The organism is Paenibacillus sp. sgz302114 (assembly GCF_056120345.1).
This window is the reverse complement of sequence record NZ_JBVYOI010000005.1, coordinates 224,312-248,806: the sequence shown is the minus strand read 5'-3', so window position 1 is coordinate 248,806 and position 24,495 is coordinate 224,312. Positions and strand designations below refer to the sequence as shown.

The 24,495-nt window shown below is 51.0% G+C and carries 19 protein-coding genes; 4 read left to right on the top strand and 15 right to left on the bottom strand.

Annotated features, from left to right (window positions below; all coding sequences use genetic code 11):
• Window positions 1-637 precede the first annotated feature (637 nt).
• Entirely contained in the window at window positions 638-1,183 is a 546-nt protein-coding gene (locus AC0LWF_RS15550; protein ID WP_474652443.1) for a hypothetical protein, read from the top strand.
• Here the strand turns inward: AC0LWF_RS15550 and gntK are convergent.
• From gntK to AC0LWF_RS15535, 3 genes are all read right to left on the bottom strand, one after another.
• Window positions 1,180-2,715 carry a gluconokinase gene (gntK, locus tag AC0LWF_RS15545; protein WP_474652442.1) on the bottom strand — a complete coding sequence of 512 codons (1,536 nt, stop codon included), beginning with the start codon at window positions 2,713-2,715 and terminating at the stop codon, window positions 1,180-1,182. The genes AC0LWF_RS15550 and gntK overlap by 4 nt on opposite strands.
• Before the next feature lie 22 nt (window positions 2,716-2,737).
• On the bottom strand, window positions 2,738-3,445 hold the full coding sequence (locus AC0LWF_RS15540; protein ID WP_474652634.1) for a DNA alkylation repair protein: 708 nt from the start codon (window positions 3,443-3,445) through the stop codon (window positions 2,738-2,740).
• 139 nt (window positions 3,446-3,584) lie between these two features.
• The gene (locus AC0LWF_RS15535) at window positions 3,585-5,021 is read right to left on the bottom strand and encodes a serine hydrolase domain-containing protein (protein ID WP_474652441.1); all 1,437 of its coding nucleotides are present in this window, start codon (window positions 5,019-5,021) and stop codon (window positions 3,585-3,587) included.
• Between the two features lie 190 nt (window positions 5,022-5,211).
• Here AC0LWF_RS15535 and AC0LWF_RS15530 point away from each other — a divergent pair, with 190 nt between their 5' ends.
• Window positions 5,212-5,499: a hypothetical protein gene (locus tag AC0LWF_RS15530; RefSeq protein WP_474652440.1), complete on the top strand. Its 288-nt coding sequence runs from the start codon at window positions 5,212-5,214 to the stop codon at window positions 5,497-5,499.
• Between the two features lie 275 nt (window positions 5,500-5,774).
• Here AC0LWF_RS15530 and AC0LWF_RS15525 read toward each other — a convergent pair whose 3' ends face one another.
• The 5 genes from AC0LWF_RS15525 to AC0LWF_RS15505 form a co-directional block, all read right to left on the bottom strand.
• Window positions 5,775-6,521, bottom strand: a complete 747-nt coding sequence (locus tag AC0LWF_RS15525; protein WP_474652439.1) for a phytanoyl-CoA dioxygenase family protein — start codon at window positions 6,519-6,521, stop codon at window positions 5,775-5,777.
• 324 nt (window positions 6,522-6,845) lie between these two features.
• On the bottom strand, window positions 6,846-7,931 hold the full coding sequence (locus AC0LWF_RS15520; RefSeq protein ID WP_474652438.1) for a Gfo/Idh/MocA family protein: 1,086 nt from the start codon (window positions 7,929-7,931) through the stop codon (window positions 6,846-6,848).
• Between the two features lie 13 nt (window positions 7,932-7,944).
• Window positions 7,945-8,895: an aldo/keto reductase gene (locus tag AC0LWF_RS15515; RefSeq protein ID WP_474652437.1), complete on the bottom strand. Its 951-nt coding sequence runs from the start codon at window positions 8,893-8,895 to the stop codon at window positions 7,945-7,947.
• 17 nt (window positions 8,896-8,912) lie between these two features.
• Window positions 8,913-10,826 carry a DUF8034 domain-containing protein gene (locus AC0LWF_RS15510; RefSeq protein ID WP_474652436.1) on the bottom strand — a complete coding sequence of 638 codons (1,914 nt, stop codon included), beginning with the start codon at window positions 10,824-10,826 and terminating at the stop codon, window positions 8,913-8,915.
• Window positions 10,799-11,572 (bottom strand): creatininase family protein, encoded by a 774-nt coding sequence (locus AC0LWF_RS15505; RefSeq protein ID WP_474652435.1) that lies wholly within the window; start codon window positions 11,570-11,572, stop codon window positions 10,799-10,801. Before AC0LWF_RS15505 ends, AC0LWF_RS15510 begins: the two co-directional genes overlap by 28 nt.
• A gap of 271 nt (window positions 11,573-11,843) precedes the next feature.
• Here AC0LWF_RS15505 and AC0LWF_RS15500 point away from each other — a divergent pair, with 271 nt between their 5' ends.
• Window positions 11,844-13,781, top strand: a complete 1,938-nt coding sequence (locus tag AC0LWF_RS15500) for a glycoside hydrolase family 36 protein (protein ID WP_474652434.1) — start codon at window positions 11,844-11,846, stop codon at window positions 13,779-13,781.
• Between the two features lie 172 nt (window positions 13,782-13,953).
• On the opposite strand, the gene AC0LWF_RS15495 is transcribed toward AC0LWF_RS15500, so the two are convergent.
• Genes AC0LWF_RS15495 through AC0LWF_RS15485 form a run of 3 tightly spaced genes read right to left on the bottom strand, consistent with a single transcriptional unit; the run spans window position 13,954 to window position 17,722 of the window.
• Complete coding sequence (locus AC0LWF_RS15495; RefSeq protein WP_474652433.1) at window positions 13,954-15,093, bottom strand: Ger(x)C family spore germination protein; 1,140 nt, start codon at window positions 15,091-15,093, stop codon at window positions 13,954-13,956.
• The gene (locus AC0LWF_RS15490) at window positions 15,090-16,184 is read right to left on the bottom strand and encodes a GerAB/ArcD/ProY family transporter (RefSeq protein WP_474652432.1); all 1,095 of its coding nucleotides are present in this window, start codon (window positions 16,182-16,184) and stop codon (window positions 15,090-15,092) included. Before AC0LWF_RS15490 ends, AC0LWF_RS15495 begins: the two co-directional genes overlap by 4 nt.
• Window positions 16,181-17,722 carry a spore germination protein gene (locus AC0LWF_RS15485; protein WP_474652431.1) on the bottom strand — a complete coding sequence of 514 codons (1,542 nt, stop codon included), beginning with the start codon at window positions 17,720-17,722 and terminating at the stop codon, window positions 16,181-16,183. Before AC0LWF_RS15485 ends, AC0LWF_RS15490 begins: the two co-directional genes overlap by 4 nt.
• A 173-nt stretch (window positions 17,723-17,895) precedes the next feature.
• On the opposite strand from AC0LWF_RS15485, the gene AC0LWF_RS15480 reads away from it, so the two are divergent.
• Complete coding sequence (locus tag AC0LWF_RS15480; RefSeq protein WP_474652430.1) at window positions 17,896-20,208, top strand: glycoside hydrolase family 2 protein; 2,313 nt, start codon at window positions 17,896-17,898, stop codon at window positions 20,206-20,208.
• Window positions 20,209-20,259: 51 nt separating this feature from the next.
• On the opposite strand, the gene AC0LWF_RS15475 is transcribed toward AC0LWF_RS15480, so the two are convergent.
• From AC0LWF_RS15475 to AC0LWF_RS15460, 4 genes are all read right to left on the bottom strand, one after another.
• Window positions 20,260-21,129, bottom strand: coding sequence for an MBL fold metallo-hydrolase (locus tag AC0LWF_RS15475; protein WP_474652429.1), 870 nt, complete (start codon window positions 21,127-21,129; stop codon window positions 20,260-20,262).
• Complete coding sequence (locus AC0LWF_RS15470; RefSeq protein ID WP_474652428.1) at window positions 21,126-22,106, bottom strand: copper amine oxidase N-terminal domain-containing protein; 981 nt, start codon at window positions 22,104-22,106, stop codon at window positions 21,126-21,128. The genes AC0LWF_RS15475 and AC0LWF_RS15470 overlap by 4 nt, the downstream gene beginning before the upstream one ends.
• A gap of 101 nt (window positions 22,107-22,207) precedes the next feature.
• Window positions 22,208-22,987, bottom strand: coding sequence for an aldo/keto reductase (locus AC0LWF_RS15465; protein ID WP_474652427.1), 780 nt, complete (start codon window positions 22,985-22,987; stop codon window positions 22,208-22,210).
• A 33-nt stretch (window positions 22,988-23,020) separates the two neighbouring features.
• Window positions 23,021-24,106, bottom strand: coding sequence for a helix-turn-helix transcriptional regulator (locus AC0LWF_RS15460; protein WP_474652426.1), 1,086 nt, complete (start codon window positions 24,104-24,106; stop codon window positions 23,021-23,023).
• Window positions 24,107-24,495 lie beyond the last annotated feature (389 nt).

Genomic DNA, 24,495 nt, shown 5'->3' with positions numbered 1-24,495 from the left:
TCTACAAAGTAACTTTCAAACGTTCCGCCCCCTCGTCTGCCTCCCCTTCTAACGAACTCAGGAAGCGCTATTTGGTCATTTTCGTTGAATTTGAGTTTCTAACGGAACCAGGAAGCGTTATTCAGGGAAAATTGCTTATTTCACCCTTGTTTGAGGCGCGATAGCATCGCTGAGATTCGTTAGAATTTAGTAGCGTGCGTTTTGAGGCGAATAGCGCTTCTGAGTTCCGTTAGAGAATTTACTCTTTAGCGTTGCAGGTTTGCGGGTTTGCGGGTTTGCGGGTTTGCGGGTTTGCGGGCTTGCGGGCTTGCGGGCTTGCGGGCTTGCGGGCTTGCGGGCTTGCGGGCTTGCGGGCTTGCGGGTTCGACTGTTCGCAGGTTCACGGATTTGCAGGTTCGACGATTCACGGGTTCTCGGATTCTCGGGTGCAAAGTTCCGCTTTCCAGCTCACGAAACTGCGGCGACCAAGCTACAACCCGCTGCAACAAACAAAAGTGCCCAAGAATCCTGGCAACAGGAACTTCTTGGGCACTCTGCTTTGCCACCACGCTGCCACCACTATTTTCTAGCTATAACCTCGTAACATTACGCTGCATCCTTTCGTCCAATAAGTGAAAGGATAAGGAGGAAAGGGTGTATGGAAATGAACAACAAAGTTGGTAATCGTCTACATGTCTGGCTCCGGCTCTCGGCAGCCGTTCTTATAACCGCTTCAATGCTTGTGCTGGCTGCTGGTTGCGGTCACGCTGACAATAACGACGCGAATACGGCTGCGCCGCTCAGATCGGCGGATCCGACGACAGTCTCTGATCGCATCGAGTCAGGGACGAATCCTTTTGAAGTGGCGGGCATTCGTAATCCGAATGACTTCATCGACGTATTTAATACGGTCAAGAATGCCATCGCGGACGGCGATCAAGCCGAAGTTGCCAGTCACATTCTGTACCCGCTGAGGGTGAACAGCAAGTCCGGCACAGAGCTTTATCAGACACGGGCTGATTTCGTGCAGCATTACGATGAGATCATAACCGAGCCTGTGAAAAAAGCGATTGCGAATCAATCCGTCGACCAGCTATTCGTCAATTACCAAGGCGTCATGGTCGGCAACGGTGATATTTGGTTCGGCGGCAGCTCCGACGAGCAGCAAGTCATTGGAATTATCGCCATTAACCACGATTTCTAGAGAAACAATCGGCGCTGATACTCGGCAATGCTGGCATATTCCTCTTCCAGCTTGCCCGCAAGGCGCATGTAAATCGGCAGCAGCTCCCTGTATTGGGCTGCTGCTTCTTTATTTGGCGTGTGCGAGTAATTCGAGCCCGTCATCTGCAAGACGATGCTAAGCGAATCCGCTCTGCCAGTCGCCACAAGTCCCAGTACAACCGCCCCGAGGCAGGAGCTCTCGAAGCTCTCCGGTATAATCACTTCCTGACCAAGCACATCCGCCATCATTTGGCGCCACAACGCCGAACGAGCGAAGCCGCCAGTCCCATGAATCCGAACCGGCTTCCCAATCGTCTCCTCCAACGCCGCGAGCACGGCCGCCAAATTATAGTTGATCCCTTCAAGCACGGCCCGCATCATATGCTCCTTACGATGGTGCAGTGTCAAGCCGAAGAAGGAGCCGCGCGCATCGGGATTCCACAGCGGCGCCCGCTCTCCTGTCAGATACGGGTGGAAAATAAGACCATCCGAACCCGGGCGAACGCCCTCCATAATACGAGTGAGCACATCATACGGATCAATGCCGAGGCGCTTCGCGGTCTCGACTTCAGCAGCCGCTAGCTCATCCCGGAGCCAACGGAAAATAATACCGCCATTGTTGACCGCCCCGCCGATGACCCATTTATGCTCCGTCAGCGCATAGCAGAAGTAACGGCCTTTCGGGTCGGTCACCGGCTTATCGACAAGCGTCCGAATGGCGCCGCTCGTCCCGATTGTAACGGCAACAACGCCGGGGTCAACCGCGCCGACTCCCAGGTTCGAGAGCGGGCCGTCGCTTGCTCCGACGACGAACGGCGTATCCTCATGCAGTCCCATCGCAGCAGCATACTCGCCTTTAAGTCCCCGCTGCGCATGCGTTGTCGGCACGAGTGTGGACAGCCGATCTGCCTTTACGCCAGCGATACGGAGCGCTTCGTCATCCCAATCGAGCTGCTCCAGATTGAGCATCCCTGTTGCCGAAGCGATAGAATGGTCGACTATATACACGCCAAACAGCTTGGCAAATATGTATTCTTTTATTGAGATGAACTTCGCAGCGCGTGCAAAGATGTCCGGCTCATCATGGCGAAGCCAGAGCAGCTTCGTAATTGGAGACATCGGATGAATCGGCGTACCTGTGCGCAAGTAGATCGCGTGTCCGCCCATCTCCTCTTTCAGGCGCTTCGTCCATGCTGCGCTGCGGTTGTCCGCCCAAGTGATACATTTCATAATCGGCGTGCCATCAGCATCCACCGGAATGACGCTGTGCATCGCCGAGCTGAACGAAACGAACAACACTTGCCCTGCATCAACGCCCTGCATCACTTGCTTAACGGTAGACACTACCGCGGAAAAAATCTCCTCCGGATTCTGTTCGGCAACCGCCGGCGTCGGCGTGAATAGCGGATATTCCACATGCGCCGAAGTGACGACAGTACCATTTTCCTCGAACAGCACTGCTTTCGTGCTCGTCGTTCCGATATCGACGCCTATCATATAGCCCATCGTCATGTTCCCTAACCTTCTCCCTCTGCTAGCAAATGCAGGTTTTGCGTTTAATGCCGATTTTGCCCATTCCGGCCATCTTCGTAATATATTCAGTGGCAAAGGGCACTTTGCAGGCCGTATTGCCAACGTTGACGTGCACTTTACCGACCGCTTCGGCGATTTCAATCGCTTCCTCGTGCAGCTCTCTCACATACGCCGCAGTCGAGATTAGAAAACCGTTCATCGTATAGCGGACGCGGTTCTGCTCCTCATGAATGCGATCCCGCACCTCGTGCAGCAGCTTACGTATTTCTTCCATGTTGAGCTGCTCATCCGGCGTTATCGACAAGTAGTTCGCATAGGTGCTCCAGCCGCATGCTGCGATCATTTCCTCCGGCGACCGAATCCATTCCATCGCCAGCTCGCGGGCAAAAGAGCTCTCCGCCGCCACGCTCGCTACCGTATACTCAGCAAGCAAATACCAATACGCACCTCGCACCCAGCTCTGCAGCTGCTCCTTCGTGATCGCCTTCGGATTCACGGTTAGTCCGGCGAGATACATGGCATCACTGACACCAGAGTCGTACAGCGAAAGCACTAGCGCTTGATCCTTCTTAACTGGCTTCACTAACTTCTTCAAATCGCCAACTTTCACTCCGTAAAACGGCTCCCGAGCGCCGTGATTCACGAGTGTTTTCTTCGTCTGCTCCGATCCCATCTCAGCTAAATGCTGCATCACTTCTTCGTACGTGATTTTCGCTCACCCGCTTGTCCCTATTAATGAAACATATCTCCAACTATAGCACGGCTCCCCAGGAGGGTACAAACGTGCAGCATAACAGAGAAACCCTCCACCGTCCGGCCGTAACCAAGACGATAAAGGGTTTCTATAATTAGCTTCTGCCGTGTAGCGTTGGCGGCTCAGGCGGCATGAAAGAGACGTTCACTTTCTGCTGCACAACGAGCGCATCTTCATTAAATTGAAACTCTGAAGCTAAATAAAAAGGCGTTTCGATATATCGAGCTGTAATCAAGAGCTTATCCGGTTGCTGCCAAGTAAAGCTCGACATCATGCGCAGGTTATGCCCGCGCTGGAACGGAGCACCTTGCGGCAGAATGCCATGGCCTTCCGCCCATTCGCCGCGACCGCAGCGGAGGACGAAATCGCCTTCACTACTCTCGTATGTAACGAGCGCTGCATCCGCTTCGAACCGAACGGTAAGTGCGGTCAACCCCATCGAATTCTCCTCAAGCGTATACCTTTTGCCATTCAGCTTCGATTCCGTGGAAGCTTCATGAGCGATAAACCGTGGAGGCTCGAGCGTGAGCGATGCAAGCTTGGCGGTTAAAGCCTCCGCATCTCCTGCCGTCACAGCCGGGCTCTCACCCGTCAACGCTGGCAGCAAATGCGTCCAAATCCCGTCCAGCACGCCCTGCATATCGTTCGTTCCGCTTGTCAGCGCAATGACTGTATCCTGCTCCGGCAGGACGATGCAGAACTGACCAAAAGCACCGTCGCCCCGATACGCGCCATGACGGCAGCGCCAGAACTGGTAACCGTAGCCCTGTGCCCAGTCGCTCGCTTCATCATCGCCATTGTCGATATGCTTCGAGGTTGCTTCATCCACCCAAGCCTCCGAGAGAATGCGCTTGCCATCCCACACACCTCGCTGCAAGTACAGCTGTCCGAACTTGGCGATCGACTCCGTCGTCAGCGTCATGCCCCAGCCGCCGGTATGGATGCCGCGCGGACAGGCTTCCCAAGTCGCTTCCGTAATGCCGAGCGGGTCAAGCAGCCGCGGCTGCAAGTAATCGAGAAGCTTCTGCCCGCTTACCTTCTGAATGATTGCCGAGAGCATGTAAGTAGCCCCGCTGTTATATACAAAATGCGTACCCGGCTCACGTTCCACCGGTGCCTGCACAAAAGCGCGAACCCAATCCCCGTCCTCCGCGAAGGCGAGTGCCTGCATCGTATCGACCTCATGCCCGGTGCCCATCATGAGAAGATGGCGGACGCGCATCGCACTCAAGTTAGCCGAAGGCTCCTGCGGTGTCACTTCGGGGAAGAACGAGATAACCGCATCGTCCAAAGACAGCAGCCCTTCGGCGGCGGCGAGGCCAATCGCGGTTGACGTGAAGCTTTTGCTAAGAGAGAACAACATATGCGACAGCTCCGGCGAGTATGGAGCCCACCAGCCTTCAGCCGCCACTTGCCCGTTGCGTACAATCATCATGCTGTGCAGCTCGAGATGCGATTTGCGCCATGCATCAAGCAGTGAAGCAATTGCAGCGGATGGAATACCGACCGCCTCCGGGGTTGTTCGGGGCAAACGCAGTTCCGTACGTGTGATGATAATCGCCTCCAATGATTTTGAATGAACATTCGTTACGCATAAGATGACTGATAACTCTATTCTAGCACTCAGCTGGCAGCGGATTCCATGCGGATTCTTTACTTAAATGATTTCTTTTGGAAATACTGATTGGTTAAGTAGAGCGGAAGGCAGGCCTTAACTTAACATGAAAGACTACATCATTTCTTGGATGATTGGCATTGGAATGCTGGTAGCTGGCATGATCATTATTCGCTGGTATTGGTTAGATATCGCTACACATGTGCGGCAGTACAAAAAGGAAAAGCACGACGGGCAGCTGCGTTGGTGGTGGCTCGATTGGGGCCTAATTGTCTGGGATGTGTTTTTGGGCGGCTTTCGTCCGAGCTTGATCATCGCGCTCATCCTGCTGCTGTGCGGTATCGGCATCGTCGTTGTGCAGGTGCGGGAAACGGTGGAGATGGTGATCGGTTAGTGAGATCAGTTGTTAATGGGGTCCCATCCTACCAATTTCCGTTCTTTTCGAGCTATCTTTATCAAAAAGGATTGTGATTACAAAACCAAATAGCATCATTCCGATCGAATAAGGAATTCCATGCATCCGATTCAGAAACTCAATCTCAAGCATTCTAGATATGACTGAAACAATAAAACCAGCCGCTCCCAAGAAAAATAGTATAAGACTGATTTTACATATTAATGGAAGTTTTCTGAATTCATCCATTGTCTTGATTTCATATGTTATCTTCATTACAGCTTCGCCAGCCAATCATCCGAACCTACCGGACAAGAGCTGAAATATTTGAGAGATTCCCCTTGCAGCACTGGATTGCTTGTCGCGTTGTAGCAGGTAATAAATGTGCGGCGATGGCGATCTGACATGTTCGGAGCGGAGGCGTGCAGAAGATTGCTATGGAAAAACAGCGCCGTGCCTGGCTCCATCTCGCAATGCACAAGATCAAACATGTTCTGTACCTGATGAATACGGCCCCAGTCAGCTCCTGTCTGAGAACCTACTTTACCGTGCTCCAGCCGTCCAAGTTTATGGGATCCCCGAAGCACCTGCAGGCATCCATTCTCCACAGTTGCGTGATCAAGCGCGATAAAGACGCTCATCATATTCGGATATAGGAATCCCTGATCGTACCAATAACCGTAATCCTGATGCCACTCCCAAGCTCCGCCGGATCTGGCCTCTTTGAGCATGACTTTACCATGGAAGAAGGCTGCATCCTCCCCCATCAAAATACGCACATTGTTGATGATACGCGGACAGATCGAAACACTCGACCATGCGTCTGCTCCGAGCTCGAACCAGATGGCAAGCTTGGCTTTCAGACCGGAACGATCTTCAGTGCTGTGTGTCGTTCCCGCAACGCGATCCCCGCCTTCAATCTCACGGATCAACAAGTCCACTTCTTCTTTAGAGAACAGGTTCTTCATGAGCACGAATCCATCTCGGTTATATTGCTCCACTTCTTTATGCGATACAATCATGTTCGTTCCTCCAGTCGGTGAGTTAAAATGCAATGACAAGCTCACAACTTCCAGCTCCCGCGGATTCTCGCTGCCACCCACTCTGAGAGACGCCTTTTCCTACTCCCAGCTCGCTCCTCGCGCTTTTTCGCGCGTGAGAGTCACTTTTTCGCACTCTCACCTTCCACTTCGAGCTTGTACTCCTTTGAGCGTTGATTCTTAGCCTATCTTATCTACTTCGTGGAGTAAGTTAACTTTCCTTCTCTATCTCACACTTAACCGCATCAAGCAAAAATGCCCTCCCGCGCACATCTTGCGAGAAGGCATACCTATTCATAAGCTCACTTACAGCAGCACCGCTTCTCCCGTCTCCGCGGACCGTACGGCGCTGTACATCGTCCGCAGCACAGGCTCGAACTGCTCAATCGTGTAAGGACTTTCGTCAATGCGTGTATCCTTCCCTTGCCATACATCATTCAGATGGTCGAAAATACCGAAAAACCCTTCGTACCGCGCAGGCAGCAGCTCTGCTTCACGCACGACCCCGTTGCTCCCTGTAATCGAGACACGTCCGCCCTTCAGCTCAATCGTGCCCCTCTCCCCCTCTATGCGAATATCGCCTAGATAGTCCGTCGGCTCCGCCCGTGATCCCCATGTCGTCAAATAATGAAGCCGGTACCCTTCCGACGTCTTCGCTTGCATTGCGGCAATCGGCAGCGTTCCGACCTTCGCCCAGGATGGCTTATAGGACTGCGCGTAGAGCGTCAACGGATGAAAGCCGAGCAAATAATGAAGCGTGCCAAAATGATGATAGGATAAGTCCTCCAGCGTCACATGCTTGTAGCTCGACATCCATCGGTTATGCACATTCGAAGTGAGCGGCAGTGTGCAGGTCCAGACGACATACTCGACTTTGCCCACGACGGAATGGTCCTGCAGCAGCGCCTTTATCGTCCGAATGCTCGCCAGATAGCGGTAAAATTCACCGACGATAAATTTGCCGCCTCCACCTCCACTGCTGCTGCGGCGGCTAAGCTGAACAAGCTCCCACATATCCTCGGCGCTATCGAGCCGAAGCTTCTGCACGACCAAGTCTAGCCCCCGCTCCAGCACCTTTCGCTCCGCATCGATCGTATTCTTGCAATCATTCGGCACGATGATGACCGCGAGCTCTGCCGCAGACTGTGCCAGCGCCGTGTCCACATCCGGATAGACCGGATAACGGTCCAGCCAGATCCGATCTTCAGCAGGAAGCCGCTCTCTCTCGCCGTACAGATCAACGACACCGGCCACCTCCAAGTAGGGCCGCCTGCTCCATTCCCCAAGCTTCTCCGCGCCGAGCACGAGTATTCGTTTCGAAGGCATCGCGGCTCCCTTGCCGTGCTCTGTTTGCTGTGATTGCTCTGTTTGCGCACCCCTCTCCATGGCCATTCCTCACATCCTCCTACTCTTGCGGCAGCTGATTGTACCACTGCTCGACCTGCTGCCAGAACGACTCCGGTATCGGCCGCTCCAGTGATGCAATCGTATTCGTCACGTCCGCGGCGATGCTCGGTCCCGACAGCGTAATATCAATCTGCGGCTGCCGCACCGGGAATTGCAGCGCGGCGTCCGTTATGGATACGCCATTCGCAGCGCATAGGTCATACAACTCGCTCGCCCGCCTCTGCCGCTGCGCAAGCTCGGGAACGCCGCGTGGAATGTCGACCTCCATCGGCGGCAATCCGCAGAGCAAGCCTGTCAAGAGCGGACTAGCATTAATGACGCCTCGCTTAAGGCCGCTTGCCTCGGCAATTACCGACGCTGCGGTCGGATCAACCGGCGTATAGTCCGAATAGGTCAAGATTGTATCGAACTCGCCGTGATACGCGGCAACCGCAAGCAGATCATGCTGTCTTGTCGCGAGACCGATATTTCGGATCACGCCGCGCGCCTTCGCTTCAAGCAGCATGTGCAGCACGCCTTCCTCTGCGAGCACATTCGTTAACACGTTCGGATCATGTACCTGAAAGAGATCGATATAATCCGTTCGCAGGCGAAGCAGGCTTTGCTCCAGACTAAGCTTTGCAAGCGCGACCGCTTCCTTCACCGTCACATCCTCGCGCACGCGCACCTTCGAGGCGAGGAACAGCGACTCCCGCTTCGCCTGAGCGAGAAAATGGCCGACGATACGCTCGCTCTCGCCGTAAGCGACCGAGGTATCGAAATAGCGAATGCCGCTATCATATGCAAGCTTCAGCACCGCCGCTTCGCGGTCCATCGTCTCCGTATCCATCGCGCCGCGGCCGAGCCACGCGCAGCCAACGCCATAGGGAATCCGGTTGCCGGCTGCTGTTTGCAGCCAGTACCGGCTTATTGTTTGTTTGAACTGGCCTGTTTCTGCCGCCATGTCCATGCTTCTATTCAACTCCTCTACTGACTGCCCACTGAATAGGAAGGATCAAGCGCGAACCGCTTCACACCGAGATGCAGCGTAATCTCGCTGCCCGGCAGAAGCGTCACCTCAAGCACGTTAGCTTTAATAACGGCTTCCTCCATACCGTCGCCATCCGTGCTCCGCGTCCGGTACGCAGCGGTTGTGAACTGGTGCTCCCCGAACGCCCCGGCATAGATCGCCAGCTCCCGCTTCTGCGACACGCTTAGGTTGACCAGCTTGAGTGTCAGCCCTTCCGCATCCATATGCTCGACGAGCGCGGCGACATCTGCCGGCAAGCCCGGTCGACCGCGCTCTAAGTCCGCGTATCTGATGCTTGCCATGAGCAGACCGCCGTTATAATCCGGCAGCGGCGCTCCAAGCGTCAGCTGCGTCAGCCCTTCCGCCGTCACCGGATTGCGTACCTGCAAATACCAGTCGCCATATGTGGACGGATCCTGCGTGTCGTCTCTCATGAATTGGAGCCGTCCATATACTTGTTCGATATTGTGCATCAGAATTTCTTCCGGATACTCGGGATAGTCGCCTTGCAAGTAGCTGATCCACGCCTGCTCATGCCCGCCTTGATCCTTCTTGCGGAGCATGTTCACCCGCTCCCAGTCCCGCGCTGTGCTATTGCGAATCGTCGCTAGTCGCGCGAGGTCCGCGTCGTCCCGCGACATGTTCCACAGATGGGCGATATAGCGGGAGTCCATCGGCAAGTACTCGAACCAGCCGTCATTGCTGTATACCTCGCCCTGCTCATTCTTCAGCGCGGGCTCGCATTTGTACGGCGGCCGCTCGAACGGATCGCCCTTCTTATGCGGTACGTACAGCGTTCCATTGTCCCGGACACCAAGCTTGATCAGTTGATCGACTTGCGAACGCGGCAGATCGAGATAATTGGCATCTTGGAACAGCAGCATCGCATTCTGACCCGCGATAACTGCCGCATCGCCGACGGTTTCCCAGCCATGCGGCCATGTCCAGCCGTAGTAGCCGCCGTACCATTTTCCCCCGTTATGTTCGCCCACTTCGCCAGACAGCCCGACGTTATCCGGCAAAATGCCGCCGTTCTCAGCAGTCCGCTCTACCCAACCGTCCACATAGGCGCGAATCCAAGCTTTGTACTTCTCCTCGCCGGTCAGCAGATAGGCGTTCGCAAGCATCGTCGTCACCGCCAAATTAACCGCAACATCTCCGTAAGCCTGCCGCTCCTTCATCGCCGCGCCCATGAGCGCCGCCTTGTCATGCTCCTTCAAGTCATCGACCGTCTCCACGCCTGGCACGTCGAGGAACGGGAGACCGTACCATTTCTTCCAATCATCGTAATGCCACGGTTCGCCGGAGAAGTTCCGATGGCCTGGTCCTTTGCTGCCGGTATGCGCGCTCCGCAAAATATTATGCTTCTCGTCATAGTTCGGCGCATCCGGGTCCTCGTTCATATAGAAGCCGGCGAACCTTTTTGCACGCTCAATGTTCTGCGCATTCGAAGGATCTGCGAGACAGAGCAGGTAGAAGAACAGATAGCCTTCACCCTGATGGAACCAGTCGTAGCCTTGCTCATATTCCTTCACGACCATCGGGTGGCCGTGCCCGCTATCATATCTCGTGAACTGCTCGGTGATCGCGTCGAACTCCTTATGCGACAGATCCAGAAACCGGTCTGCCCCGCCCAGCAAGTAGAAAAGCGGCCAATTGTGGAAGCTCTCGTACGCATCATCCAGCGCGTCGACTCCGACGTGATCCTCCTTCGTCGGCCACATGATCGTGCCGTCTGAATAAACATACTTCTCCAGCAGCGGATCGATCGCCGCATTCATGAGATCAATCAACTGACGCTCCAGGAGCGCCCACTTCGGCGGCTGGCCGAATGGCAAATCAGCTACAATCGTTTGTGCGCGTCTGTCCATCCTTCTCCTCCTGCTCTAGTGATATGGCGAATCCAGCCTTCTACACAGAGTTCGAGCCAGTACTTCGCTTCATCCGCATTCGCTTCCTTCGCATCCATCATCCATTCCGGCAGCGTCGAGGGTTCAATCGTACCAAGCGCCTCCATACGCACCGTCTCGGGATCGATATGCTGAATGAGTTGCGTTTCTCCTTTGCCGGCATGGCCGATCGGCATCGGTCCAGGATTGTCCGCCGGATAGCGCAAATACGTATCAATGCCTGCAACCTGAATGGTCCCGAAAATATTCGGGTTCGGCAGCGTGCTCGGATCCCGCCAGCCCCAAGAGTGACCCCAGCTAAGTGCCTCTTCGCGCGTAAGCTCCGCAGCCGCATGCCTCAGGCTGAGCGCCTGCAATCCATCCATGCCTTGGTGATGCTGGATAATATAAATCTGCTTAAAGCCGATCATCCGCAGCCGTTTCAGCAGCTCCTTCGCATAGGCTTCAAAAGGCGCCGGGTCGAAGTCGATCTCCCCATCTTCCGGTCCGGCTGCCCACGACATCGTCGGACCGAACGCAATCGGCGGTGCCACGACGCATGGGATTCGCTTCTCCACTTCCGTACAAATATGGCTCGCGATCATCGCGTCCGTCCCAATCGGCAGATGCGGTCCATGATATTCCACGACGCCCGAGCCCATAATGAGCGGCAGGTTTTCCCGCACCGCTTCACGTACTTGCTCTGGCCGCATACGTGTCAAATACATCGCCTGCTCCCCTTTCAACTGGTAATCAAGCTTCCTCGCGATTACACTATAGCGCTAGCCCCTAAGCCGGCGATAGTCACTCTTTGTTACATAAGTGTCTTAAGCGCACATTCGGCTGCAACGGTGCGATTCGAGTGCGTTTAAGCCACTTGCAGCTACTTCGATAAAATGTTTACCATTCAAAATATTTGTTAACAAAATATCTTGTCTATGCGAATGATTACGTTTACACTAGTGGAGAATTTGGCCAATCGTGAGGGAGGTTACAGGCGTGAAGCGAAAGCTAGGCAGTCCGATTACCGAATATTTCAGCGGCAGTATGATGCCCTTCTCGTTCGTTTATGGCGGCGAGCCGTCGGAGATCTGTATGGAACGGTTTACGATGAGCGAGAAGACGACGAACAGCGACGGGGTTACAGTAAATGAGCGTTTGTACGACGATGGGATGACGGGGCTGCAATGCAAAGTAGCAAGCAAAAGCTATGACGGCGGAATTAGCGAATGGGTTGTTTACTTCCGCAACTGCTCCGACAAGAGCTTGCCGATTCTCGAGCAAGTAAGAGCAATTGACCTGCAATATGAGCTGCCTTATTCCAGTGACGCGATTCTGCATTATTCGAAAGGCTCAAGCAATCAATATGATGACTTCATGCCGCAGCGTGTCCAAATGAAAGACCGCGAGCTCCATCGATTCGCGCCCGTAGGAGGTCGCTCTTCGAATGGCGTCCTGCCCTTCTTCAATCTGCAGCAGGAGGATCAAGGACTCATCATCGCGATTGGTTGGTCGGGGCAATGGTCGGCGGAGCTGACTTGTCCCGCTCATAACCGTTTTGCCATTCGCGCCGGTCAAGCGCACCTTCGCCTCTCCTTGCAGCCAGGGGAAGAGATTCGCTTGCCGAGCATCGTTCTCGTGCCATGGTCTGGCAGCAGCCGAATGGACGGACAGAACAAGCTTCGCCGTTTTATAATGTCGCACAAAACGCCGAAGGTGAACGGCGAGCCGATTACAGGCCCGATCACGGTCGGCTCATGGGGCGGAACGGAGACGGCTGTTCACCTCAAACGGATTCGCGCCGTGAAGGAGCTGGAATTGCCCTATAACTACTATTGGGTCGATGCAGGCTGGTACGGCGCTGCGGACAGCGACACCTCCGACGAGTTTACCGGAGAATGGTATCGTCAAGCCGGCGATTGGAACTATCACCGGAAGTATTACCCGGAGGGCATCAAAGTAGTGAGCGATGCAGCTCGCGTGGCCGGCATGAAGTTCCTGCTGTGGATGGAGCCGGAGCGCGCGATATACGGCAAACCGATTACGCTTGAGCATCCGGAGTGGTATGTCGGCAACAAGGTGGAGGGAGAAAGCTTGCTGCTCAACCTTGGGCAGCCGGAAGCGTTGGAATGGCTGATTGGGATGATTTCGGGTCTTATAGCGGAGCACGGCATTGATCTGTTCCGCCAGGATTTCAATTTCAACCCGCTCCCCTATTGGGAGAGCCTCGACACGCCGGATCGTATCGGCGCTGCGGAAGCGCATTATGTACAAGGGCTGTACACGTTCTGGGATGAGCTGCTGCGTCGACACCCGGGCCTCATCATCGACAACTGCGCAAGCGGCGGACGCCGAATTGATATCGAGACGACTTCACGCAGCATCCCGCTCTGGCGAAGCGATGTGCAGTGCGTCCCATCCGACCCGATCGCCGCGCAAACGCATGGCTTCGGATTATCGTATTGGATCCCGCTCAGCGGAACAGCGGCTCGATCAGCGGCGGCCTATGACGCGCGAAGCATTCTCTCTGCCGCCGTTGGCCTATCTCCGTATTTTCAAGCCGATGGTACGGTCGTACCGGATTTCCCTGTCGATGAGCTTCGCGATCGACTGCAAGAATTTAGCCGGGCAAGAGCCTATTTCGCAGGCGACTTCTATCCGTTCACGGATTGCTCGATCTCCCCGCAGGTATGGCTGGCGTATCAGATGGACCGTCCGGACTTGGGAGAAGGTATCGTCGCTGCTTTTCGCAGGCAGGAGAGCCCTTTTGTAACTGCGAGCTTCCAGCTGCATGGCATCGATGCGGAGGCGAATTACGAGCTGGAGGACGCGGATAGCAATGAGATCCAAGTCATTCGCGGGGCAGCGCTGCAATCACTGCAGGTCGAGATCGGGCAATACAGGCAGAGCAAGCTGTACTTTTATCGGAAGCAATAATGCATATAATAAGCGTCATTTTTCCGCGGCGAGCGGGGTTTGACCTGCTCTGAGAGAATGTATAGGTTCTCTCGGCAGTTTTTCGAGTTGGTTTTGGCGCTGAGAGAGCATATTTGTTCTCTCAGCGTCATTTTTCCGCGGTGAAGCGGTGACGGGGTTAATTGCCTTCCCATCATTCCGTGACGCCGATGCTTTTAATATCCGGCTTCACATGAATACGGACATCCGCATCTGCGAACGCATTCTCCCATTCATTCTGAACGTTCTTCCAACTTTTATATTGATATGCCCGTGCGTAGAGTCCGAATCCAAACGGATCGACCTTCCTTGTCTGGCATTTACGGATTAACGCTTCGAATTGCTTCGTAAGCTCGGCTGCAATGATTTTCTCAATTTCGGATTTGTTATTCCTAGTAAGATTAAGATTCACCATCTGCAATGTAGTGATGACAATGTTGAGTTTTAAATCAATATCAAACTGGAACTTCCCGTTCACTACCGCGGTACGCACTTTTCTCTTGTACGAGGCCACATCGAATGCAATGGCGTCCTTAATCGTAGCTACTTTGTCGCTGTCCTCCTCATCCTTGGCAGAACCCAGAACGATAACCATTGAAGGTATGCCATGGATTTGATCTTGTAAAATCAACAGAAGCATACTTTCCTGAAGAGAAAGCTGATCCACCATCGCATCCTTCTTATTTAAGAGCGCGGTTCCCGTTACGAAGATATTATCCCTCTCTTTCTTTATGAGCGATAAGGAAGGGGTCATGCCCTTCTCTTTCATCTGCCGACGCAGCTCCTGCAAGTTCGTTAATACGGTGATATTCGTCTGGTTCGATGTATCGATCAGCTTGCTCATATGCAAGGAGAGACGCGGCTTATCCGCAGGCTTAAATTCAAAAATCTCATTTACAGATCCATCAACGACGATTGCCCTCGGCGTTTCCGTCAGCTTCGGAACGCGATAGAAGATATCGAATAAGGTAAACCAGTCCTTCTGCTGAAGCAGCCGCTTGCCGATTAAGATCGTCTGCAGCTTCCCTCCGGTCGTAATCCCGGTTAGTACCGCATTGAATTTGGCGCGTGAAAGCCGTATCGTATCGGCAGTTACAGCTACCGTCTCCGTCTTTTCCTTTGCCTCTCGGGAAAAAACAGGACTTTGCACATAAACCAATAGCTGGCCGTTATTATCCACGTCGAGCCCCATCATGAGGGAGATCGAGGCATCCTCCAAATTCATCTGATCATAACAGCCGGGCAGCAGCAGCATACATAACAGGACAAGTCCGATTTGGTAAAGCCGATTCATCTCATCGCTCCCTTACGGCCGACAATACTTGTATAACCGAGCAGGAAGACCGGAAAAGCAAAAGCGATGATCCAGCCCGATGTGCCAAACCAATCCAAAAACAGCTTCAACTCTTGAAACGATGGCTTGTAGAACATTAAGAGCAGGAGCATTCCGATGGAGATTAGCTTCACGTATGGTACATGGTCATCCCTCCCCGCCAGCCTGCTGAGCCCGAATGTCGCTGCGAACAAATAATGGGTCCACACTCTAATTGCCAAGAAAACGTAAGCCACGAGAACAACAATCTCGACGCGCTCCAGAAAGCGAAACTCCATTACTTTCAATACTTTCAACGTCGGATATTGATACGAGAGTATATCGTCGGGCGAGAAGAATAAAAAGGAGATAATGGTAACGATTAAGTAAAGGAGCAGCGTAATACTGTTCCCTATGACAATACCTAAAGCTGCTTTTTCTTTATGCTTCAGGAAGGGATACAGAACGAAGCTGATCTCAAAACCAAGGAAGGAAAGCCCTGTCGTATGGACGCCTTGCAGCACAGGCCCCCAGCCCTCTTTAAGAATCGGCAGCATATGCAGCCAATGGGAATTCTTCAATGGGTACAAGTAGATAAGCAGCAGCCACAAAAAGCCCCAGAAGCTTATTTCCGCGTACCTGCCGAGTATGCGCACTTGATTGCGTGCAAGGTTGTATGTTGGCACTAAGAACAGCAGCGCCATCAAGAAGTTCGGCGTATTCGCGAGCAGCTCGACTTTGAAAAAACCGACCAATGCCATAAAAGCAATACAAAAACCGAACATGAAGTACGCAATGATTACGGCATTCATGATGGCGCCGAGCACCTTGCCGAAGTAGCAGGGGATTAGATCATACACGGTTTGATCGGGATGCTTCTTCATGACATGAGTGATGACCAAGCTGGCAAGGACGGCAATGGCCCATCCAAACAGGAGAGATATCCAGCCAGCCGTTCCTGCACTCTTGGCTAATACCGTCGGAAGAGACATCAGGCCGAACCCCACTTGCGAGCCATGGATCATAAAGATGTATTGAAAAAGCGTGACATCATTCAATGCGTATTTCTTCAACCGTTTCCACCTCGATTTGTGCCATGCTTGCGCCTTTGAATCGCTCTCGAGCTGAGTGGCCGCTTCAGCATTTTCCACATCGGCAGCCGAATGAGCGTATCCTTCATATCCGCGAACCGGAGCGGACTGAAAGGAGCAAAATAAGGGGTGCCGAGCGATTCCAGTGCGATTAAATGTGTGAGCACCAGGAGCATGCCGATGCCGACGCCCAGAAGCCCGTATAAGAATGCGGCAAGCATCATCGGAAAGCGGATTAAACGGATCGCCGCGGACATATCATTATTCGGAATAATAAACGAGGACAGCGCCGTCAGCGATACGACGATAACCATGATATTGCTGACAACTCCCGCCTGTACGGTCGCTTGTCCGATAACGATCGCGCCAACGATGCCAACAGTCTGCCCGATTGGCGCCGGAAGTCTAATCCCAGCCTCCTTCAGCATTTCGAGCGTGAGCTCCATAATCAATGCTTCAATGATCGGCGGAAACGGAACGCCTTGCCTCGATTGTCCTACCGACAACAGCAGCTTAAGAGGAATAACTTCGAAATTGTAGGAAATGACTGCGATATAGAAAGCAGGCAGGAATATGGTGACAAAGAACGCCGCAAACCGAAGGAGCCGAATAAACGATGAAACCTGCCACCGAATACTGTAATCATCAATGCTTTGGAAGAACATTGCAAAATTAGCCGGACCTATCAGCGCCTCTGGCGACTTATCCACGACCACCGCTAGCCTGCCCTGCAAAATTTGCGAAGCGACGGAATCTGGACGCTCGGTTGTCGTGAATTGAGGAAACGGTGAGTACGGATTATCTTCGATGTATTCTTCAAGCTCTCCGGTAGACAGAATGGCATCGATATCTACTTGCTTAATCCGATCGACCAATTCCTGCAGCACTTCCGGATTCGCCACGTCCGCTAAATATAAGATGCTGACCGTGGTCAGCCCTCGTTCCCCGACTTGAATTTCGATTGTTTTCATTTCCCGGTTTTGAATATATCGTCTGATGAGCGCGATATTTTGGCCGCTTGTTTCCACGAAGCCTTGATGAGCGCCTTTGAGCGAAGCCTCCAATTGCGGATCTTCAATTGCCCTCTGCGGCCATCCATGCGTATCTAATAGATAAGCAGTTCCCGTATTCTCAACGAACAAGACACTTGCTCCCTGCAGAATGTCCTTCTCGATTTGATTGAGATCCGTTGCTTGCTTGATGCGGCCAACGGTGACGATATTCTCGATTTGGGGGTCGGCCGCCGTTTCATGCATAAGAGGCCTAAGCACATCATGATTGATGGCTACCTTGTCCGTTAAGCTATCCAGATAGATGAGAGCGGCCCGGTCACCGGTCGCTTTGATCGGAAAGCGGCGAGTAACTAAATCAGGCGACTGGCTGAGACATGCCTGCAGCTCCTTAATATCTCTTTCCATTTCCGTGCTGAGCGGCTGGACCGCTTGCGTCTGGGCAGGCGGAAGTGATGACGGTTTACGCGGACGGCGCTTCCCTCTCAGAATGCTGCGAAAGAATCCCACTGCCGTATCACCTCCTCGAAAAATAGTCTGCGCTTCAGTTAGTGTGCTTTGGAATGGATAATTTATGCATTTCCTATGATCCGTTGACTGATAGCAATCATTCCGCCTTTAAAGACTGAATTTGTTGTAATATAAAACTAGAATTAACCGCTTACATTTCAAGGAGGATCGTAATGAACCAAAGCGTAACGTTAAACGGAAAATGGAAATTGCACTACGGCTTGGAAGAAGGTGAGATGCCAGCAGTACTAGCGGATGTCAAAGCACTCCATTGGCCGGTCATAGAGGCGTCTGTACCTGGAAATGTGGAACTCGATTTGGTTAGAGCCGAAGTCGAGGAAGATCCGTTCTTCGGGCAGAACGTGTATCGCTATAGCAAATATGAATATTATCAATGGTGGTTCGAGAGAGAGTTTCAAATCCAAGACGATTTCCTGGGACAAGACCTCGTGCTCAAGCTGCACGGGCTGGATACATTCGGGACGATATGGATCAATGGCGAATTAGCGGGAACGACGGATAACATGATGATTGCGCATGAGTGCGATATTACACGCTACGTTCGCTTCGGTGAAGCCAACCATATTGCCATCCGGATCGAATCGGCCATAAACAAGATCAGGGACAAAGAGTTTCCCGTTAACCTGTGCATGTCCGAGCGTCACGATGAACTGGTCTGGCTCCGTAAGCCGCCGCATTCCTTCGGCTGGGATATTGCTCCCCGCTTACTTTCAGCGGGAATATGGAGAGATATTGAGATTGAGGCGAGATCGAAGACGCGCCTGACGGAAGTGTATTACGCGACGCAACGTTTACACGGGAACATCGCTCAGCTTGCCGTTCGCTATCGATTTACGACCGACCAAACCTTTCTGAATGATTTTTCGATCCGAATCGAAGGGGTATGCGGGGAGCATCGCTTCGAACACGAGGCAAATACAAAGTTCGTATCGGACGGATTTACCATTGAAGTCCCGAACCCGAAGCTGTGGTGGCCCAAGGGATATGGTGAAGCGAATTTATACGAGGTTACGTTTGTATTGCTGTATAAAGGACAGCCGGTCGATATCAGAACAGAGAACATTGGCATTAGAGTCCTCGAATTAAAGGCTGCATTCGAGCCTGGCGATGCCGGGGAATTCCAAATCACAGCGAACGGCATTCCGATATTCGCCAAAGGTACGAACTGGGTGCCGCTCGATGCTCTGCACAGCCGGGATAAAGAGCGAGTGCAGCAAGCGCATGATTTACTTGAGGATTTGGGCTGTAACATCGTTCGGTGCTGGGGCGGCAACGTTTATGAGGACCACGCGTTCTTTGATCTATGTGATCGAAGAGGGATGATGGTTTGGCAGGACTTTGCGATGGCTTGCGCGATTTATCCCCAGAACGATGAGTTTGCCGATATGATCCGCAAGGAAGCATTAAGCATCGTCAAAAAAATGCGTAACCATCCTTCCATTCTGCTATGGGCAGGAGATAACGAGATTGACCAATTGTACTATCATAAAGGTTACGATCTACCGCATTCGCGTTATAACCGAATCTCGCGAGATGTGCTGCCGAGCGTTGTAGGAAGCCATGACCCGTTTAGGCATTATCTGCATTCATCACCTTATATACCGGATCATCTCATCGGCGATTTAAACGTTCCGGAGCAGCACAACTGGGGACCTCGGGATTATTTCAAGGGTGACTTCTATAAACATACGACCGCTCATTTTATTAGTGAAATCGGTTATCATGGCTGCCCTGCTGTATCTTCCATCAAGAAGTTCATCTCGCCTGATCAATTGTGGCCTTACCAGAACAATGATGAGTGGGATACACATAATACAGAGACGATCACATTCGAGAAACGCTATTATAATCGCAACGAGCTGATGGCTAATCAAGTTGAAATTTTATTCGGACATGTACCTGGCTCACTTGAGGAATTCGCATTGGCATCCCAAATCTCCCAAGCTGAAGCCAAAAAGTTCTTCGTGGAGATGGTACGTCTTCGCAAGTGGCGCCGGACCGGAGTCATTTGGTGGAATGCCTTAGATTGCTGGCCGCAATTCTCCGATGCCGTCGTCGATTATTACTTCAACAAAAAACTCGCTTTCCATTACCTTAAGAGAGTACAGGCTCCTGTATGTTTGATGATGTCTGAAATCGAGAACTGGCATCATAAAGTTATTCTTGGCAATGATAGTCTTGAAACCGGGCTCGTCACGTATCATGTCGAGGATGGAGATACAGGCGAGGTTCTGCTGCAAGGTCAAGTGATGATGAATGCGAACGAAAATGTGGAAGCAGGCTCCATCAAAACGATGGAAGGAAAAAAGAGACTCTATCTATTGAAGTGGAACTACAATTCAATTGAAGGTGCCAATCACTATATTTCGGGACTTGTTCCTTTTGATTTGAATCAGTATAAGAAATGGCTTAAGACGATCGAAGCATTACCAGGAGCGTTCTCCAGCGAACAATGTTATCTCTGAAATAGAAAAGCACCCCATCGGGGTGCTTTTCTGCTTAACTGACTGATATGCTCAGACTTCACTAATTTGCAGTCCGTCATAGGCGACCTGAACGTTGAAGCCGCTCTGATCGAATACCACTTGCATGTCATCATGCAGCAAATGATGCTTGTGATTAATATGCGTCGCATAAATGGGCGTTTGTCCGTCAATAAGTCCGATGGCTTGCATGCGTTCCAGCATAAGGAGGAAATTCGGAATGTCGAGATGGCCTTCCACGTGCATTCCTCGGTCTTGCCTGCCGCCAAACGTACACTCCATGATGAGCATGTCGAGCTTCTTACCCTCTACGAAGCCCCAAGTTTCCTCACTGTACCAGCCGGTATCGCATGCATACAACATTCTCTTCCCATTCTGCATGACGATCAAATAATTGTTGGCCAGCTCCCCTTCACCGAAAGCACGATGGCTTCCTTTTACCGGTGTGACGAGCAACTCTCCAATCGAATACGTTTCGTAGTATTCAAGCGGTACCAAGACGTATCGGCTCTTTAGCTCCGATCTTTGCACTTCGGATAGATGTGTTGCATAGCCATCCATTAACCGTTCAGCCCATGCGAGCGCAGGCTTGCTTAAATAGATGTTCAGCGGCCTCGGGAGCGGATCAACCGCGCAATCCTTGACGATAATTTCCGCAAGATCGAAATGGTCTTCGTGCGTATGCGTAATCAGCAGATGCTCCAGATCAAACACATCCAGCCCCAGCGTATTCATCTGAGCAAAAATATCCGGGCTAAAGTCAATCTGATGCTTCCCGTCAATGCGGAAGGACGATCTTGTGCGAATGTCTTTGCCCCTCCGCTTTCTGACTTCATTGCAGTAATCACAGCGACAGTAGTAGCATGGAAGTCCTTCGGCAGCGCCGGTGCCTAAGAATATCATAATCCCTGCGCGTCCTTGTTGTCTTCCGCTTGCTGAACTTCAGCTTTATGCGCAAGACTGGAATAATTTAATGCAAGATGGCAGCTATAATTATTTCCGTACAGAATGAGATTGATCTCCGTGTCCGCAAGCAACCAATTATTGCTGAACGAAACATTTTCAACGGCTATCGCCACACCTAGATCGCTTCTAGGCTCATCCTTATAAAGATCGCTGAAATAATAGACATCATTGCTGTTCTCTGGAGAACCATATTTCTTCGTCAGCGATGACTTGAGATTGTCATAGTCGTTTATAAACATATTGGAATTGGCGTGATCTACGTCAAACAAGTAAAGAGCACTTGTCAGCTTACCATTCGTAAACCGATATCCGAGACTAGCTTTCATACCAGAGACAGTCGTTTCGTAAAAGAGAATACTGCTATCGCCGTCTATGTATTTCGCTTTCTCCGCCTTCTTCACTTGCGCCTTGGTCATGCCCCATTTAACATCGCGAAACTTAACTTTCACAGTGCTAACTACTTTAGGCACGGTGTTGAGTTCAGCAGGAATGGCTTCGTTGCCAACAATGATGTTTTTGGTGATTGGATCAACGGTCATCTTCTCTCCTGATGAAGTAACTAGAAACTTCAAAACCACATAGACCGTTCCAGATATTTTCTTAGGAGCGAGTGGCAGCGCAGTCTTCACTCCATTCACGAATGCTCTCTTTGAGCCTTCAGTGAAAGATATCTTCGTGCCCTTCTTGCTAGCAGAAATCATCTTAGTCGCAGCATCGTAACTGATGCTATAACCGAGGGAAGTCAACACCGTCTTGAATGGAACGAGCATACTTCCGCCTTCCGATACTGCGTTCGAAGTAGATAGCTTGCCATGAACAAACACTTTGTACGTTCTCTCAGCAGCCGAAACATCAGAGATACTAGCTGTAAATAATAAAGCAAAACTCATAAGTAAAACGATTAACTTTCGCATGGGACCCTCCATTACAGTAATAGAGTGATGTTACCATAAACTAGGATGCTATAGAAGACACTAGACATATAGGAAACGCCCGCTAATTAAGCGGGCGTTTCCTATATCCATTCATTTATCAGCTTGTTCTCTTCCTCAGTTAAAGCTCCCCGCCGAGCAGCCTGCAGATTCGAGTGGACCCACTCTGTTTTCCTCATAGAAACGATGACCCGGTCGATTATTTGCTGCTCGGACACCCACCTCAGCAGCAGATCCGCAGCTCGATCAGAGTCGATTTCGTCAAGCTTCCAACCTCGAACGAATGGGGACAACGCAACCGTTGTCAGTCCCATCTCCTTTGCGAGGACAAACGTTTCCTTGGTCCGTTGATGTGCAATATTGTAAGGAGCAAGAATATGCGTAACGGGATGATCTGCAGGAAGGCTACTAAGATGCGAAGGCTCGACCATGCCAAGCCCGACTGTTCCCACTTTCCCTTGCCCCACCCATCGCTTCGCAAGCTCCATCTCCTGTAGAAGCTTCCGTTCATCGTCATGCGTATGGATAACAAGAACATCAATAATATCCGTTTGCAGCTCTTTCAGCATCTCATCGATATGATGGGGCTCATAGCAGCTAAAACCGACCAGCTTATCGGACTGACCCGGCAGATTGAAGAAATTCCATGCCATAATTTCTGCTTCTTTACGTCTGCCTAAAGCACGCAAAACGTTCCCGAGCGACACCCTTTCCTGATAATAGGTCGTATCGATTAGCTGAATCCCGTTGTCGAGACACTCGCTGACAATCGCACACTGCTCTTCGAATGATGCGAGCGGGTCATTGCCCAGCTCCTCAATGAACGAGTGTCCTCCGAGTCCAAGTTTGGATATATTCGGCATACTTCACTTATCCCCCGTCAAGATAGATTGTTTTTAAGCTTCGTTTATGGCTTGAATCATTGCTATGTATTGCGTATCTCCTAGTCCATAGTGAGGAAATAGATTAAATAATTGATGCAATAATTCATCCTGAGGCATACCTAAATGCTTTCGTATAAATGCTGTGATCTCATTATCTTCCTTTAAGTATTCTAAATACAAGCTAATTCCTTGGTACATCACAGGCATTAGTTTCGCTTCAGGCAAACGATGATGGACTAAAACCTGATCATAAATTTCTTTATAGCCTCCTAGCAGGATGTTCGTTTCTTCCACGTCATAAGTCATTTCTTTTACCATATGAAAATACACTTTTCCTTCATATCCCACTTGTTCTAGATATGCCAATACGGTCAGCAAATTCATTTGGCAGAACATATCATCACCAAACCAAAGAACAATACATTTGTACTTGTTGTCAAACAGAGGTCTTAATGGAGTCACGGTAATCCGCTCATAATCTTGTACAGACACCTGATGTCCGGCAGCTCTCATTCTAATAAATTCATCGCTGAAGATCGAACAAGTCGTATCATTTGAACACATCGCTTCATTAAAGGGGACATAATCGCTTTTCTCCATTAGCTGATGATTATAAAATTGTTCATACATCATTTGTCCATTTAAGATATTCAATATTTGTTGATCAAATTGATCGTGGAGAATATTTTGCAAAGCTCCAATCTTTAATTTCTGTGAAATGTCCATCGAGAAACCGTCCTTTCTACTATTGATAATAAATTTCATATACGTCTGCAAAGGTTGCGGTGTTTTTCTAAAGACGCTAGGACTGATACCGAATGTCCCTTTAAATGCTCTTGAAAAAGCTTCTTGCGATAAAAATCCATATTTAAATGCGATATCAATCGTTTTTTGATTGGATTCTTTTAGTTCGATGGAAGCAAGATATATTTTTCTGAGTGACATATATCTTTTTATGGTGATTCCAGTCAGTTGATGAAACTTGAAGGAACAGTAATATGGAGAATACCCCATATCGTTACCTAAGCTTTCTAATGAAAAGTCTTCAAAGAGATGATTCTCAATCCAGTCAACCATCTCCTGCATCGTATTGATCATAAGCACCTCCTCCTACATGTATTATAAAAGAAATGAATATCGTTTTTTTGATATAAGTTGTGTTTATTTATAATTATAGCCTTCTAGAGCAAACGAAGGGCACCCAGTTTGGGTGCCCTTCGGCGTTGCTTTGCAGAGACGCGGATATTATACCGATTTTGACGATCAGCACGATTACTTTTCTGCCGGGTAACTCACTTCTTTACGAGCACCTTCGGGCTGACTTTGGGAGGTAAGCGAAACGTAGACGCTTCCTGCGGTCGTCCCTAATTGAGCAATCGACATTTTAACCGAGTTTTTTCCGGCCGACACAGTCATTGCGGATAGCACGCTGCCACCAGTAGCTGCGCTGTAGACCGTAATTTTATCGCCAACCGCAAGGCCAGTCA

Bases quoted from the DNA above. Each gene is read 5' to 3' on its own strand.
- AC0LWF_RS15550 (WP_474652443.1), top strand. From the start codon at position 638: ATGGAAATGAACAACAAAGTTGGTAATCGTCTACATGTCTGGCTCCGG.
- gntK (WP_474652442.1), bottom strand. From the start codon at position 2,715: ATGACGATGGGCTATATGATAGGCGTCGATATCGGAACGACGAGCACG.
- AC0LWF_RS15530 (WP_474652440.1), top strand. From the start codon at position 5,212: ATGAAAGACTACATCATTTCTTGGATGATTGGCATTGGAATGCTGGTA.
- AC0LWF_RS15525 (WP_474652439.1), bottom strand. From the start codon at position 6,521: ATGATTGTATCGCATAAAGAAGTGGAGCAATATAACCGAGATGGATTC.
- AC0LWF_RS15520 (WP_474652438.1), bottom strand. From the start codon at position 7,931: ATGGCCATGGAGAGGGGTGCGCAAACAGAGCAATCACAGCAAACAGAG.
- AC0LWF_RS15515 (WP_474652437.1), bottom strand. From the start codon at position 8,895: ATGGACATGGCGGCAGAAACAGGCCAGTTCAAACAAACAATAAGCCGG.
- AC0LWF_RS15510 (WP_474652436.1), bottom strand. From the start codon at position 10,826: ATGGACAGACGCGCACAAACGATTGTAGCTGATTTGCCATTCGGCCAG.
- AC0LWF_RS15505 (WP_474652435.1), bottom strand. From the start codon at position 11,572: ATGTATTTGACACGTATGCGGCCAGAGCAAGTACGTGAAGCGGTGCGG.
- AC0LWF_RS15495 (WP_474652433.1), bottom strand. From the start codon at position 15,093: ATGAATCGGCTTTACCAAATCGGACTTGTCCTGTTATGTATGCTGCTG.
- AC0LWF_RS15480 (WP_474652430.1), top strand. From the start codon at position 17,896: ATGAACCAAAGCGTAACGTTAAACGGAAAATGGAAATTGCACTACGGC.
- AC0LWF_RS15475 (WP_474652429.1), bottom strand. From the start codon at position 21,129: ATGATATTCTTAGGCACCGGCGCTGCCGAAGGACTTCCATGCTACTAC.
- AC0LWF_RS15470 (WP_474652428.1), bottom strand. From the start codon at position 22,106: ATGCGAAAGTTAATCGTTTTACTTATGAGTTTTGCTTTATTATTTACA.
- AC0LWF_RS15465 (WP_474652427.1), bottom strand. From the start codon at position 22,987: ATGCCGAATATATCCAAACTTGGACTCGGAGGACACTCGTTCATTGAG.
- AC0LWF_RS15460 (WP_474652426.1), bottom strand. From the start codon at position 24,106: ATGATCAATACGATGCAGGAGATGGTTGACTGGATTGAGAATCATCTC.